The sequence below is a fragment of the Candidatus Saccharibacteria bacterium genome (assembly GCA_012965045.1).
In the GTDB taxonomy this organism is placed as follows: Bacteria; Patescibacteriota; Saccharimonadia; order Saccharimonadales; family DTSZ01; genus DTSZ01.
Map to the genome: position 1 here is coordinate 869,312 of DTSZ01000001.1, position 14,441 is coordinate 883,752.

The following is a 14,441-nucleotide window of genomic DNA, read 5'->3' on the forward strand; positions in this document are numbered from 1 at the left end:
ATGAAAATAAGACTAGTAGCATATGACCAAAAAGGATTCGCAGCACTGTTCGCATTGCTATCGTTCAGTCTTTTATTAGTCACTATCAGTGTCTCGGCTAGTAGGCTAGCAACATCCGAAATCAGAAACGCATCTAGTAATGATTTGTCTTCTAGAGCCTCCGCTGCCGCTGATGCAGGGATAGAAGAAGCGTTTCGGAGATTAGAAGAAAATCCCCACGAAGAAGACCTGAGCGACCTATTTCCAGAGCAAGCAGGCTCAGTCCGTGGAGATAGGGCTGTCTTAGTTCGAGAGGACCAGCCTTCGGTTAATCTTCAGGTTGTCAGAGATACTGGGGTTAGTAGTCCAGGGGATCTTGAATATTGGGAACAGCGGAAAGTATATAACGCATCTTTTAATACAAGCGGGATACAGCAAAAAGATGAGACAATTCAAATCGATTTATCTGATTTGGGGCAGATAGGCCCAGACGGTAGACTGTGCAGCCAAGATAATGTTGCATGTGACGGCACTACGCCCCTCCACCCATCTGTAGATGGCATAACGTATTGTGTTTTAAATTTAACCTCGATCGACACACCGGAATTTGAATGGACTATATCTGACTATGCTGTAAATAATCCAGCGAACATACGCACCAATAAATACTTAGTCAATTACAATGGCGGTATTGATAATATTACCTCAACTGGAGGTGTTTCACAGGTAGCTGGCCCCCCTAATGAACGCTGCTTTAGATTTACTATCCCAAATCGCACTGGACGCCGATATATATTACGAATCAAGCCTATTTATGACACATTAAATCCGATAGCCCGTTCAAACAATCAGCAAGAACTACGAGTGAGCTATAACGTAAAGCTAAACCATACCGTATCCGGTGGACAGGTTGTTATTAAGGATAACTCCGTAATAGTAGATGTAACAGGTGTAGCAGCGGGCGGAGAAATTGCAGTTAGGAAAATTGCTAAAAAAGATCGAAACGGCCGACTCCTCGGTTTATTCGACTATGTTCTTTATTCTGGCGATCCAGGATTCCCTCTATGTAAAGCCGGAGTGTTGTTTGATCCTAATAATGACGGAAACCCAGACGATCTTACCTACAACTTACCGATATGTAGTGGATCTGCTGCAGGAAACCAGACGCCAGGCTGTACTGATCCGCTGGCTCTTAACTACAATCCAGATGCAACTCAAGATAATGGTGGCTGTCAGTATCCAGTTGCGGGATGTACGGACCGGTCTGCGTTTAATTATAACCAACAAGCGACAATTGATGACGGTAGCTGTCAATACAGCGACAACAATCCTGTTGCCCCACCATATCAGCCTCATTTTAAAATTGAATCCAATCAATTTAGAGACAGCAGTGGTCGTTCAGGGGCCGCGATAAGCGATAGAACTGCTGATAACGGCGTGGCAAGTGCTATAACGCGTACTCGCAGCACATTCAACTACACATACACAGGAAGCACTACATACCAGCAGTTCATGATAGCAGCCCGACCCAATAGCTCAGACTCAGTTATAGTTGGCTTCTATCTCAATAATCAATTAACTGGCATTTTTAACGTAAATGACGCCCTAAATTATCGAGCGTATTCAATAGATGTAGATGTCGAGCAAGGAGACGTCATCTCAATTGTCTACGAGAGGGATAACACTAGCGGCAACAGTGAATTATATTTAGACTATGCAGGATTAAACAACCCAGTGGCGCCGCCACCACCACCGCCGCCACCACCACCGCCACCGTCGCGAGAGCGAAGTTCGGAGAATATTTCGTTCCAAAAAAATGTCGTTTTCGAGGAATTAAGTTCGGGATGCGGGAGGTTTTCTCGGTATCTTGATGGTGATCCATCTAGCGTCAATGACGGGTACCGCGACACGGTATTCTATCCTCCAGGCACTAGAGACTGTCCGCTTAGTGTCGTAGTTGATTTGGGCAGAGACTATAGCTTAAGCGAAATAAGAGTTGAGTGGGGGCGTTACGGCTGCCAGCATTATCAAGATTGCAGCATGGGGGGCAGCTATATTGACACACACAATGTAGGCGGTGTAGATTCGGCCCGCAGGTTCGGTCAAACTATCTTCGGTGGTTGGAGTCCAGGTGGTACGTCTACAACCTGGAGGGGATCGGTAGATTCCGTACGATACTTGAGGTTGTATGCGAGTACTTCCTTCGATTGGATTGGTGTCTATGAAATAGAGGCTTATGAATAATAAACTTTTAGTAAAACTATTTACAGTGATTGTCATTGTAGTTGTGGCTAGTGTGTATGTTAATTTCGATACAAATCCCGAAGGGGCACGTATTGATGGTTTCATGATTAGCCAAGATGTGGCAGAAAATGACCTTAGAATCACAGAACTAGAAAAAGAGATTTACGACGCTACTAACCAAACCAGTATCGAATTTAACATTGAAGACCGATACAAGCGAAATTTAGTAATTAGTAAATACGCCCTTGAGTATTCGCTTAATGTGACAGAGCAGGAGGTTAATCGGACATTTACAACAGACGTTCCGCAAACTGAACCTATCCCCGGCATTCAGGAACAGCCAGAATTTTTCACCCCAGCAGATATCTTAACTACTGAGGATCTAAAACTTTTACACATAAAACAACTGCAACTTCAAAAAGTCGTCGATCATATTAACAAATCTAATCAGCTACAACCTTTAATTGACGAAAACTTACAACGGGCAAAAGCAGCATTAGATGAACTTTCATCAGGCACCCCGGTTCTGACTGTTTTTAAAGAATACGCACCTCATGAAATTGTGCTCAATGATGATTCTGAAGAAACAATTGAGCCCACTCCCATAGACCTACTTCCTAATATTGATCAAAAATTAATCAATCAGTATGCTCCAGGCGATCTTGTAAATATTATTATTCGCGAAGAAACCGTACCTACTATTTATATCCGTGACTCAAGGGATGAAGACAATGTGTATGTTTTGAAATTCTTAAGCCCTTCAGCATATTCCTGGATTCAAAGCCAGGTCGAAAAAGCCGACATTGTTATGGGAGTAAGTCCTTAGATTTATTGTTTATTAACAGGTAATGATATAAGCTATTAAGCATGAGCATATTAGATAAAAACGTAAAATATTTCGGTCTTGATATTGGTCAATCATCTGTTCGATTGGTTGAATTAGATAAAGGCCAAACTAAACCAGTTTTAAAGCACTATGGGCTTATTCCGACTGACACAGGGCTAGAAAGTGATGCAGAAAGTATCGCCGAGGATCTAGGGGCGAAAATAAAACAGCTGATAGGTCAATCAAAGAGCAGTGCTAAATTTGCCGTCGTTGGTTTAAGTGCTCTAAATTCATTCAGCAACCTGATCGTAACTCCAAAACTTGCAAAGAAAGACCTAGAAGGCGCTATTCGCTTGCAAGCTGATCAATATATACCGATGGAATACAGTAAAGTTAAGGTTGACTGGGACTTAGTAGGTGAAACTAAAGATGGACAGTCGGAAGTATTTTTAGCTGCAGCACCTAAGACTATGGTTAATAAAGTGCTTCGCATAACTCAAGCAGCAGGACTTGAGCTTTTAGCAATAGAAGTTAATGCTGTAGCAATGGCTCGTAGTCTTAGCGATGAGAACGATAATTCGGTTGCCATATTAAATATTGATGATAACTTTTCAGAAATAATTATTGCTCGTAATGCTAAACCGTATCTAACTAGAAGCTTAGACGTTGGAAACGAAACCTTAATTCGTACTGCCATTCAAAACTTAAATATTGATGATGCGCAAGCAAGGGAATTCGTGTATAAGTTCGGACTCACAACCACTAAGCTGGAAGGTCAAGTATACAAAGCACTTAAAGGATCTATTGATAGTTTGGTTGGAGAAATAAAAAAATCAGTAGAATTTTATCAGAGCCAACATTCTGATGAGGGCATAGAAAAGCTTATACTCGCAGGAGGGGCTGCATCAATACCTGAACTTCCAGTTTATTTAGCCAACGCACTTAATACGTCCGTTGAGATTGCTAATCCTTGGAGTAGTATAAGTTATCCTGCATCAATGCAAGACAACCTAATGCAATACGCAACGCAATTTACAGTTGCTGCAGGCCTAGCACTACGTATGTATAAATAAGGTTTACTAGGTAGCCTTATGATTTTGACGAACGAAGCTCAACAGAAGCTAGAAAAACTCATCATTGATGCGGGATTTCTGAGCAAGGAAGAGGTTGACCAACTTAAAGTAGATTCTGCAAAGACAAAAAAATCTATTCTCACCCTAATAAACGAACGTAATTTAGTCACAGAAGAAAGCTTAACGAAGCTTACAGCGCAAGCTAACGGCCTACAGTATGCGAATCTAACTGCCTTTAGGCCTCAACCGGATATCTTGGAAAAAATACCTCGAGAAATTGCTGAGAGCTATCAAGCAGTACCGATCGGAATGATGAAAGGTCATTTAGCGGTGGGAATGATAGATCCTTCAAATATTCAAGCGATCGACTTTCTGAGTCGAAAAATTAATAGCTCTATTACGCCGGTCTTGGTGTCAGGCTCAAGTATCCAAGCGGTTCTAAAACAATATAAAACCGATGTGGCTCAAGAAGTAACTGACGTTATGAGCTCGGTAACAGATGTTATAGAAAAAGAAGCACAAAAAGAGGCTGCAAAACAGTCGGCCTCAAAGAAGGACTCAACATTAAACAATATTGTTCAGGATGCACCGATAACTCGTGCTTTAAAGACCATAATGGAGTATGCCTTTAAGCAAGGTGCATCAGATGTTCACTTTGAACCGCGACCTGAAGGATTTCGTGTTCGCTTTCGTATCGACGGTATATTACAAGAAGTTATGACCATGCCGAAAGCTATTGAACCAGCGATTGTTTCCCGAGTAAAAATTTTATCCAGATTAAAGATTGACGAGCACCGTATACCGCAAGATGGTGAATTCCGCATGACTATTGATGGAACTGATGTCGACCACCGTGTGTCTGTATCTCCGGTGATCTATGGTGAACAAATCGTGATTCGTCTGCTTGTTAAAGATTCGGGGCTACTTACTCTCGATAAACTTGGTTTTAAAGGCGACGCGTTGAGGACTTTAGAGCGTGGTATTAAAAAACCTAACGGCATGGTGCTTTCTACTGGCCCAACGGGTTCCGGTAAGTCAACTACGCTGTATACACTCATTACCTTCATTAAAGACATTGCCATAAATATCGTTACGCTTGAAGACCCAGTGGAGTACAAAATGGATGGCATTAACCAGATCCAGGTTAATAGTGAAGTAGGTTTAACGTTTTCGAGTGGATTACGTTCAATTCTTCGTCAAGACCCCGATGTAGTTATGGTTGGTGAGATCCGAGATGGCGAGACCGCTTCACTTGCCGTCCAAGCTGCCCTTACGGGCCACCTTGTGCTTTCGACACTGCACACCAACTCAGCGCCAGGTGTTTTACCTCGACTGCTCGACATGGAAGTTGAACCATTCCTGATTGCTTCAACTGTTAATACTGTTATCGGGCAGCGCCTCGTCCGCCGCTTGTGCGAGACCTGCAAAGAAGAGGTCCAGTCAACTGACGCTCAAGCCGAAGCTATTCAGGACACTTTGAGTAACGTACTAGCAAAGTCAGAGTCCGGTAAAGCCAAGGTGGCAGAACGCACTGGTCTGGATAATTTGCCATTACTTACCGATAAAGCTTATACTTTATTTAAACCTGTAGGCTGCGAAGAGTGTAGCGATGGCTACAAAGGACGCATGGGAATATATGAGGTGTTCGAAGTCGACGATAATATAGAAAAAATTATCTCCAAAGACACTACAACATCTCAAATTACCAAGATCGCTGTCGAGCAAGGCATGATAACCATGAAGCAAGACGGCTACCTTAAAGCATTAACAGGCATAACAACTGTCGACGAGGTTGCGCGAGTGGCCTCAGCAACATAGGGTGGAGAAAAATATGGCTACGACACAACAAGTACGGATCGAAACACTGTTAGAAACAGTATTAAAAAAAGATGCTTCAGACCTTCATATTCAGTTAGCTTCTAAGCCTATGCTTCGTATTGATGGCCAACTTGTGCCAGTTGAAAACTCTACCGAATTAACAGAAGAACAAGTTGAGTCACTTATTTTCTCAGTTCTAGACGACGACCAAAAAAAGATCTTACTCAAAGATAAAGAAATTGATTTCTCTTTTGCATTTGGTGATTTGGGGCGGTTCCGCGCCAACGCCTTTCATGAACGTGGCAATTTAGCGCTTGCACTTCGACTTATTCCTAATGAAATTCGAACCATTACTGATCTTGGACTACCTAAAGTAGTCAGCGCGTTTACGGAATATGGCAGAGGCCTCGTGTTGGTGACTGGACCAACTGGCTCCGGTAAGTCAACAACATTGGCGGCCATGATCGACAAGATAAATGAAGAAAAAGCAACTCACATCATAACTATCGAAGACCCAATTGAGTATATTCATAAAAGTAAGAAGGCCTTGATTGTTCAGCGCGAACTTCATTATGACACTGTTTCTTTCGGCGAGGCGCTGCGTTCATCATTGCGGCAAGACCCTGACGTAATCCTCGTTGGCGAGATGCGAGACCTAGACACAATCTCTACTGCAATTACACTGGCAGAAACCGGACACTTGGTTTTTGCCACGCTCCACACCAACTCTGCAGCCCAAACAGTGGATCGCCTTGTTGATGTGTTCCCACCTCATCAACAGCAACAAATTCGGACCCAACTTGCTGGCATCCTCCAAGGGGTAGTCTCTCAGCGTCTCATACCGATGGTTGGTGGCGGGCGTATGGCTGCTGCCGAGATATTGGTGGCAACCTCTGCTGTTCGCAATATTATTCGAGAAGGAAAGTCACACCAACTTGAGTCAGTTATTCAAACAGGTGCAGAATATGGCATGCAATCAATGGACAAAACACTTGTTAAGTTAATTCATTCAGGAAAAATAACTTACGAAGAAGCAGTAAATTACGCAGTAGACATTGAAGAACTTGATCGACTTATGCGATCCTAGTAGTAATGCTTCCACATTGGCTCGTTCTTGGTTTTGTTTTTATTTACGGTCTTATCGCTGGTAGTTTTGCTACTGCCTGGCTATGGAGAATAAAAACAAAAGGTTCGGTTCTGCATGGCCGTTCAGTTTGTCCGAACTGTAAAATCCAGCTTAAGTGGCATAACTTAGTACCTGTTTTTAGTTATTTAGTTCAAAGGGGAAAGTGTCGAGTATGTAGTAATCGCATATCAATTCGTTACCCAATAATTGAACTTACAACTGCCGTATTATTTATTTTTGTGTTCAATAAATTTTTATTCAACCAGCCGTTTTCGTTTGAGCTAGGATTAGTGGCGATTGGCTTACTGCTGCTAGCTGTAAGTAGTATAGTTATGTTTTTTTACGACTTATTTTGGATGATTTTACCCAATCAGGCCATGGTGATTTTCGGAATCGGCGCAGGTTTATTTACACTGAGTGACTCAGTTTTTATACAAAATGATGTAAATTCGTTGTTTTTACGACTACTATGCATGGTGGTGGTTTTTGCGTTATTTTATGGGCTCTACCAAGTAAAAAACGGTAAGTACATTGGAGGCGGTGACGTTAAATTGCTTCCGTTACTGGGGTTGGTATTAGGATTTGAAAAATTCCTGTTTATGTTGTTCGCGGCTTCGCTCGCAGGCAGTGTAGTCGGGATTACAGCATTATTCGTTACTAAATCGTCCAAACCTTTTCCGTTTGGGCCATTTTTGTTGAGTAGTTTTTTTACGCTATTAATCTATGGCGACCAGATCATTCATGCCTACAACTCGTTTTTAATAGGCTATTAAAAACCGAATAATTAATTTACCGAGGTTGATAGTTTTCGTAAGCTTTTTCTAATCCCCTATCTGTTACGTGAGTGTATATTTGGGTTGTCGATATATCGCTATGGCCAAGCAGGGTCTGAACGCTTCGTATGTCAGCACCGTTTTCTAGTAGCGTAGTTGCGTAGCTATGACGCAGAGTATGTGTAGTCACATGTTTTTTAATGCCAGCTAGCGATGAGTATTTTTTTATCATTCGTTGAATGCTGCGGGGGGTCAAGCGCCTAAAGTCTCCATCCCGTGTCACTGACGCATAATTTGAGTGCTGAAGAAATGCTGGCTCTAAATTGTCTGTTCGCTGATCGTAGTAGCGCGTTACGGCATTAACTGCTCGATCATTTATAAACACCAGCCTATCTTTGCTGCCTTTTCCTCGAACGCTAAATTTTTTTGAATCAATGTCTAAGCTATCTTTATTTAAGCCTACGAGTTCGGATACTCTAAGGCCGCTTGAATATAAAACACACAATATTGCATAATCGCGTGCACCGCTAATAGTTGACTGGTCCGGCATGCTAAGAATTTTTTCAATTTCATCAGAACTTAAAAATTCAATACTTGGTCGCTTAGTTTTTCCAAGATCAATCTTGTCGCTACTAATAACCTTGACATCGATTGAGCTTAGGTAACGCAAAAAATTCCGCAGGGCTATCAAATGGTACTTTTGGGTGGATTTAGCAATATTGTCGCCAGTTTGGGTTTCGATTCGGTTCAACCACATCCGCCACTTTCGTATTGTTTTTTCATCTAGGTCCGCAACCGGTATGTCGCCAGCAAACTCATACAAACGATTTAGGTAATGTTGATAATTTTCAATCGTTTTTAAAGAAAGGTTGCGTTCAATCTCTGAATACTCCAGAAATTTATCGATAGCTTCAGACAAGTACATAGTGTAAGTATAGCTTATGTTAACCTACACTAGTCATCGTTCTGTCGCCTGAGTATAATAAGCTAGTAGTGAATATTCTTGATGCATTCATATTAGGACTCGTCCAAGGACTGGCGGAATTTATTCCAGTATCAAGTTCTGGGCACTTAATCTTATTTAATGAATTATTTAATTTGCACAGCTCGTTCCATTTTGACCTTATTCTAAATATCGGCACTTTGCTGGCTGGTTTCTTATATTTTCGTCATGATATTTATGAAATTATAACCAAATATAAAACAAATTCGATGTATAAATTACTCATGATCGCCACAATACCCGCAGTTTTATTTGGTGCCATTTTCAAAGCTACTCTCAGTGGTGACGGGGTCCGCTCTGTAGCAGTAGTTACAACAATGTTGCTTATTATAGGTGTCCTATTTATAGCAGAATCTGCATTACAAAATGGTTCAAAAAAGATCAATAGCTTAAACTCTTCGGGTGCCCTCGGCATTGGGTTTGCCCAAGCTCTTGCGCTTATTCCAGGAACCTCCCGGTCTGGCTCAACCATACTGGCGGGGCGCTTTTTAGGGCTTAGTCGTGAAGACGCCGCACGATTTAGTTTTTTACTTTCTCTGCCAATAATTGGTGGCGCGGTATTGTTTTCACTGCTCACTGATCCTATTAATCTACAGTCTATCGGTACATCAAATATTGCTATTGGCATACTGACGTCATTTACAAGCTCGCTGCTTGCAATTCACTTTATGCTGCGGTTTTTAAAAAAACACGGGCTTCGGGTGTTTGGCATCTATCGAGTTGTGCTGGCTGGCGTGTTACTATTTGTACTGTAAATTGAATATTGAGGAGCGACTACTGTGGAAAAAACATTAATATTGTTAAAACCTGACGCACTACAACGAGGTATTGTTGGTGAGATTTTATCCCGTTTTGAGCGTGCGGGCCTAAAAATTGTGGCGTGCAAAATGCTAGAACCAGATGTCGACCACTATCATGAGCATTACGAAACAATCGGCAAAGTTATTAGCCGCCGCGGGCAGCAAGTTTTTGATGACAATCTTGAATTCATGAAATCGGGTCCAGTTATCGCTGTAGTACTAGAAGGAGTAGAGGCTGTTAGTTTAGTTCGGAAAATGGTTGGCGGTACTGAGCCAAAGTCTGCAGAGCCAGGCACTATCCGTGGTGACTATGCCCACATGAGCTACGACCACGCAAACAAGAATAATGTTGGTATCCCTAACCTTATTCATGCATCTGGAGATTCTGACGAGGCAAAACTAGAGATAGCTCTATGGTTTAGTATTGATGAGCTGCACGAGTACAACACTCTTCACGAAGCTTTCACAAATGCGCAGCTAATGAAAAAAAAGAATAAATAGCCACACACCAAGCGTAGTTAGAGCACTTCAAAAGTAAAGCCACCGTAACTGGTGGCTTTACTTTTGGTACACCCGGTAGGATTCGGCCACTTCCAGCTGCCCCAAAATTTCATCTTTGAAAGCGTAGCTTTCAAGAGAAAGTTTCCTTGCGCCATGCTCCCAGCATGGCTCACCTACGAGTCGTAGGTTCGAACTAGAAGATCAACCAAGCAAAAAGCCGACACTGGGCCGGCATTTTGCTTGGTACACCCGGTAGGATTCGAACCTACGACGCCCACCTTAGGACGGTGGCGCTCTATCCACTGAGCTACGGGTGCTTAATTCACAATAGTCTCGTTTATCCTACCATCTGTTTTTCGAATTAGTCCACATAAACGTATATACTAAAGAGCATATGGAATTTGCAGGGCAATTTGATGACGAAGAAGTTTTGTTCTTCTTTAGGCAGCACCCTGTCGTTTTAAGACGACCACTATTGGCTTTTTTACTGATATTTACCGTTACTTTAAGCCCCTTAAGCTTCGACCCATTTAATAAAATTTACCAATACATAGCCGGAGCGGGGTTTATTATTAGTGTTTTGATATTTTTTTATTATTGGGTCAGCTGGTACTACAGTTTTTATATCGTTACCAATATTCGAATCATTCAAGATTTGCAAAAAGGGCTTTTCGGTAAACAACTTGTTGAAGTCGATTTAAGTAAAATTCAAAACATTAATTATGAAATTGCTGGTTTTCAGGCTAGTCTATTTAGGTTTGGCACGATTGTCATTCAGACGTTCGTGGGAGATTTGGTGATTGAGAAAGTACACGAACCTGCTAAAATTCAAAAACGTATTTCGAGTATCTTAAGAGAATATGGCGGACGACCAGGAGATTATGTAGATGAAATCAATGCTTAAAAAATTTAAAAAGAAACAATCAGACAAGGGCAAAATAGAGAATTCATTGCCAACAAATGACACGCTTGAGGATCATCGACGGCATATATTAAAAACTGGGAAAAAACATTCCCGACCCCTTACCGACACTCAACAAAAGATTGTAATTACGTCAACGATTATTGCTATTCTTACGCTGTTCTTTACTATTTGGCTTTATTTAAATGCCGTATATTCTCAAGTAAACACATCGGGCTTAGTGCAGTCAGTCTCTCAAATTATTCCAACGCCGGTTCTTAAAGTAAATGATTCATATGTCTATTACGACGAATTGCTCTTTCAGTTCAACACCGCTCAAAATGTCGCCCAAAATGAAAATAGGGAGCTAGAGGAGGAGCTAGCTCTAAGCTCGGCTTCAAATAAAGTTATTGAAGCCCAAGTAATTGAGCAAATCGCAAACGAGCAGGAGCTAACTGTTAGCGACGCCGAGATAGAAGAGGGAATTGCTGAACCAATTATACTTGCCGGTGGCGATGAAACCTTCGATGCAACCATACTCGATATCTACGGCTGGTCCAGAGATGACTTTAAGCGGGAATTTAAGCTACAGCTTTTAAAAAGTAGGGTCGTAACCAATGAACTGTATGAGTTTTCTCAGCAAGTCGATTCTTCTAACTTTGCTACGCTTGCAAATAATCTCGGCCTTACACCAAGTAGTGTTGCCGACATCGAATCTGACGACACATCCGCAGAGTTAGTTGCTGTCACTCAAAGCCTAACCCCAGACAACAGTGTTGATACTATTATCTATGGTGAGACCGGTGTGTATATTGTCATGCAGGAATCTGAAGCGTCGTATCAATATGTATACCAAACCTATGAAGAAATTGAGGCCTTTATTCAAGAGCGAACCAGCCAGGCAGAGCTACAGAGTTGTATCAACCATAATAAACTACCGCTTGAAGGCGTTAATAAAAAGTCAGTTCTAAGCTGTATTTTTTCTCGTTAGGTATACGTAGAGTGTGAAAGCATCACTATGGGGGTACTGTTAATTTTGGTGGGCCCGACCGGATATCGGTCTTGATTTCATCTGCGACCTCCTTCCTCGCTCCTCGTTAGAAAAAAATGTAAACACTTTTTTCTAACTGCGGGGCTGCGTACGCCTGAACCGGTTTCCGGTTAAGGATCCTGCCGGAGCACAACAAATAAAAAACACCTAGGTAAACCAGGTGTTTTTTATTTGGCGGGCCCGACCGGATTCGAACCGGCGATCTTCTCCGTGACAGGGAGACGTGATAGGCCTCTTCACTACGAGCCCGCATTCGTCATTTAGACTTGATAAATCGTACCAATATTTATCCCTGTAGGCAACCAAAATACCTCTGTTTGTTACATATCATCACTTGAAGTGGTAAACTAGTGAAGAATAAAATTGTAGGAGCAGGAGATTGTTTAAGGCTATTTCTAATAGTAGAAAGAAGGGGATTATTAAAAGTAATCTGAACCTTTTTTTAATTTCCGCTGCGTTGCTAGTGCTAGTTGTTTGTGCGGTATTTATAATTATTTCATATTTACGAGCTGGATCTCCGCTTAATCTGCGCTATAGCACACTTGAAGGCCCCTACGACAGAGGAGAATGGTATAGGGTGTTCCTTGTTCCAGTTTTTATGATTTTTTCTTTTCTGGCGTCCTTAAAGATTAGTTCTAAATTACTTAGCATCGATAAGCCGAATTTTGTGTCAGCGCTGCTTACAACTCAACTCTTTATTTTCTTGCTATTTTTAGTAAGTTGTCTTCAGTTTTTGAATTACTCACAGATCTAGCCACAAACCCTTTTTTATCTGTTATTCATCTGTTACAATAACGTGGATTCAAAATACAGGAGAAAATAGATGGATGACGTGACATTAAGTGTGTCTGCTCGCTCAACCAAAGGGAGTAAATTCAGACAAACCAGCCAGGACGTTCCAGGTGTAGTTTACGGAAAAGACCAAGAACCACTAACCGTGAGTGTGCCAGTTAACGTTTTGAAAAAAACATTCAACTTAGTTGGTGGTAGTAAAGTAATTGACTTAAAAATAGAAGAACAAGAGCCAATTAAGGTGTTGTTTCAAGATGTTCAGCATGACCCAGTTAGCGGTGAACCAATCCACTTTGATATGTACGCGGTGACCCTTGGTCAAAAAATGCGAACAGAAGTGCCGCTTCACTTTGAGGGTGAGCCTGCTCCTGTTGCTACCGGCGAGGCAGTGCTTGTTACTATTAAGGATATGATTGAAGTTGAGGCAAACCCACTTGATCTACCTGAAAACATTACTGTAAATCTAGAAAGCTTAACTGAAATTGGTCAAACCATATCTGTTGGCGATCTTTCTGTTGCTGGAGATGTAGAGATTATCTCTGACGCCGACGAAGCTGTTGCTAAGTTAGACGTTCCTCGAGCTGAAGAAGAGCCTGAAGAGACCGATGGCGAAGAAGAGGCTGGTGATGAGTCTGAAGAAGGTGAGTCTTCTTCAGAGGACGAGTCTACCGACAGTAGCGACTAGGTTATTTATTTAGAAACTATCAAAACGTAGCGCGGCTTTTTTGTCGTAGTTACGCAGTGATTCAGCAACCACTTTATGTAGCTGGCTTGAATATATAGTTGACTTAGGGGTGACACTAATATGTGCAACTATATTTTGGCCGAGCATATCTATTTCATCCCCCTGAAGGGTAGCCGCGGCAAGGGCTTTGTCGATGCTCCGTAGTAGTTTGTAGTAAGAAAAGTGCTCTTGTTTCCCAGAGCGCTTAATAACACGCACTTGACTAAGGTCGGGTGCTTCTTTAGTTGTAAACAGTTGCTTACACTGAGCACACGACCTTCTGCGCCATATATGGTTAAAAGTTTTTGGTTTTCGCGAATTAACAACGTTGGTCTGGTTGTGAGAGCAGTATAAGCAGTTCATGACAACATATTGACATCATACTATTATTTTTACCAGTGGAAATGTGTGGATTACTCGTGGGATAAGTGGGATCTACTACTGTTGTTTCTTGGATTTTCGGTTTAGTCGAGTCTTAATAGACGCGCTTTTGTTGCTCGTAAGTTCCTCGTAAAAAAGAGGAAAGTTAAGTAGCTTGCTGGATTTCTTTATATCATTCATAGGATAATAAATTAACATAAAAACAAATAAAACACAAGCAGAACATACATAACTAGCACAGCTGTACTAGTATGACAATGCTAGTAATAAAATCATCGTTTGTTCTTTTTTATTTCCTGCTACAATTATCCAGATACAGGATCCGTAGCTCAGTTGGCTAGAGCGCTTCATTGACGTTGAAGAGGCCAGAGGTTCAAGTCCTCTCGGATCCACCAAGCTACGACATAGATTAACCACCTATTGAGCTCGCTTATAGCTAGACTGAGCGT

Annotated in this window: 13 protein-coding genes and 3 tRNA genes; 12 read left to right on the plus strand and 4 right to left on the minus strand. The window is 41.7% G+C overall.

What is annotated here, in order from left to right; all coding sequences use genetic code 11:
• The 6 genes from EYO12_04480 to EYO12_04505 are packed head-to-tail and all read left to right on the plus strand — an operon-like array spanning position 1 to position 7,839.
• The gene (locus EYO12_04480; GenBank protein HIA92337.1) at positions 1-2,223 is read left to right on the plus strand and encodes a hypothetical protein; all 2,223 of its coding nucleotides are present in this window, start codon (positions 1-3) and stop codon (positions 2,221-2,223) included.
• Positions 2,216-3,049: a hypothetical protein gene (locus EYO12_04485; protein HIA92338.1), complete on the plus strand. Its 834-nt coding sequence runs from the start codon at positions 2,216-2,218 to the stop codon at positions 3,047-3,049. Before EYO12_04480 ends, EYO12_04485 begins: the two co-directional genes overlap by 8 nt.
• Positions 3,050-3,090: 41 nt before the next feature.
• Entirely contained in the window at positions 3,091-4,122 is a 1,032-nt protein-coding gene (gene pilM, locus EYO12_04490; protein HIA92339.1) for a type IV pilus assembly protein PilM, read from the plus strand.
• An 18-nt stretch (positions 4,123-4,140) separates the two neighbouring features.
• Positions 4,141-5,940: a type II/IV secretion system protein gene (locus EYO12_04495; GenBank protein HIA92340.1), complete on the plus strand. Its 1,800-nt coding sequence runs from the start codon at positions 4,141-4,143 to the stop codon at positions 5,938-5,940.
• 13 nt (positions 5,941-5,953) lie between these two features.
• Entirely contained in the window at positions 5,954-7,027 is a 1,074-nt protein-coding gene (locus EYO12_04500; GenBank protein HIA92341.1) for a type IV pilus twitching motility protein PilT, read from the plus strand.
• Between the two features lie 5 nt (positions 7,028-7,032).
• A complete protein-coding gene (locus EYO12_04505; protein ID HIA92342.1) occupies positions 7,033-7,839 on the plus strand; it encodes a prepilin peptidase in 807 nt (268 codons plus the stop codon).
• Positions 7,840-7,855: 16 nt separating this feature from the next.
• Here EYO12_04505 and EYO12_04510 read toward each other — a convergent pair whose 3' ends face one another.
• The gene (locus EYO12_04510) at positions 7,856-8,764 is read right to left on the minus strand and encodes a site-specific tyrosine recombinase XerD (GenBank protein ID HIA92343.1); all 909 of its coding nucleotides are present in this window, start codon (positions 8,762-8,764) and stop codon (positions 7,856-7,858) included.
• Positions 8,765-8,799: 35 nt separating this feature from the next.
• On the opposite strand from EYO12_04510, the gene EYO12_04515 reads away from it, so the two are divergent.
• Positions 8,800-9,597 carry an undecaprenyl-diphosphate phosphatase gene (locus EYO12_04515; GenBank protein ID HIA92344.1) on the plus strand — a complete coding sequence of 266 codons (798 nt, stop codon included), beginning with the start codon at positions 8,800-8,802 and terminating at the stop codon, positions 9,595-9,597.
• Positions 9,598-9,621: 24 nt separating this feature from the next.
• A complete protein-coding gene (locus tag EYO12_04520; GenBank protein ID HIA92345.1) occupies positions 9,622-10,143 on the plus strand; it encodes a nucleoside-diphosphate kinase in 522 nt (173 codons plus the stop codon).
• A 241-nt stretch (positions 10,144-10,384) separates the two neighbouring features.
• On the opposite strand, the gene EYO12_04525 is transcribed toward EYO12_04520, so the two are convergent.
• Positions 10,385-10,460, minus strand: a tRNA-Arg gene (locus tag EYO12_04525).
• Between the two features lie 77 nt (positions 10,461-10,537).
• Between EYO12_04525 and EYO12_04530 the strand changes: the two genes are divergently transcribed.
• On the plus strand, positions 10,538-11,047 hold the full coding sequence (locus EYO12_04530; GenBank protein HIA92346.1) for a hypothetical protein: 510 nt from the start codon (positions 10,538-10,540) through the stop codon (positions 11,045-11,047).
• Positions 11,031-12,035, plus strand: coding sequence for a hypothetical protein (locus tag EYO12_04535; GenBank protein ID HIA92347.1), 1,005 nt, complete (start codon positions 11,031-11,033; stop codon positions 12,033-12,035). Before EYO12_04530 ends, EYO12_04535 begins: the two co-directional genes overlap by 17 nt.
• A 232-nt stretch (positions 12,036-12,267) precedes the next feature.
• Here EYO12_04535 and EYO12_04540 read toward each other — a convergent pair.
• Positions 12,268-12,344: transfer RNA gene (locus tag EYO12_04540), tRNA-Asp, on the minus strand.
• Positions 12,345-12,918: 574 nt separating this feature from the next.
• Between EYO12_04540 and EYO12_04545 the strand changes: the two genes are divergently transcribed.
• Positions 12,919-13,572 carry a 50S ribosomal protein L25 gene (locus EYO12_04545; GenBank protein HIA92348.1) on the plus strand — a complete coding sequence of 218 codons (654 nt, stop codon included), beginning with the start codon at positions 12,919-12,921 and terminating at the stop codon, positions 13,570-13,572.
• Positions 13,573-13,581: 9 nt separating this feature from the next.
• Here the strand turns inward: EYO12_04545 and nrdR are convergent, their stop codons facing one another.
• A complete protein-coding gene (nrdR, locus tag EYO12_04550) occupies positions 13,582-13,974 on the minus strand; it encodes a transcriptional repressor NrdR (GenBank protein HIA92349.1) in 393 nt (130 codons plus the stop codon).
• Between the two features lie 336 nt (positions 13,975-14,310).
• Here nrdR and EYO12_04555 point away from each other — a divergent pair.
• Positions 14,311-14,387 (plus strand) — tRNA-Val (locus EYO12_04555).
• Positions 14,388-14,441 lie beyond the last annotated feature (54 nt).

Coding starts and splice junctions, on each gene's coding strand:
- EYO12_04485 (HIA92338.1), top strand. CDS start 2,216: ATGAATAATAAACTTTTAGTAAAACTATTTACAGTGATTGTCATTGTA.
- EYO12_04530 (HIA92346.1), top strand. CDS start 10,538: ATGGAATTTGCAGGGCAATTTGATGACGAAGAAGTTTTGTTCTTCTTT.
- EYO12_04505 (HIA92342.1), top strand. CDS start 7,033: ATGCTTCCACATTGGCTCGTTCTTGGTTTTGTTTTTATTTACGGTCTT.
- EYO12_04545 (HIA92348.1), top strand. CDS start 12,919: ATGGATGACGTGACATTAAGTGTGTCTGCTCGCTCAACCAAAGGGAGT.
- EYO12_04495 (HIA92340.1), top strand. CDS start 4,141: ATGATTTTGACGAACGAAGCTCAACAGAAGCTAGAAAAACTCATCATT.
- EYO12_04535 (HIA92347.1), top strand. CDS start 11,031: ATGAAATCAATGCTTAAAAAATTTAAAAAGAAACAATCAGACAAGGGC.
- nrdR (HIA92349.1), bottom strand. CDS start 13,974: ATGAACTGCTTATACTGCTCTCACAACCAGACCAACGTTGTTAATTCG.
- EYO12_04480 (HIA92337.1), top strand. CDS start 1: ATGAAAATAAGACTAGTAGCATATGACCAAAAAGGATTCGCAGCACTG.
- EYO12_04500 (HIA92341.1), top strand. CDS start 5,954: ATGGCTACGACACAACAAGTACGGATCGAAACACTGTTAGAAACAGTA.
- EYO12_04510 (HIA92343.1), bottom strand. CDS start 8,764: ATGTACTTGTCTGAAGCTATCGATAAATTTCTGGAGTATTCAGAGATT.
- pilM (HIA92339.1), top strand. CDS start 3,091: ATGAGCATATTAGATAAAAACGTAAAATATTTCGGTCTTGATATTGGT.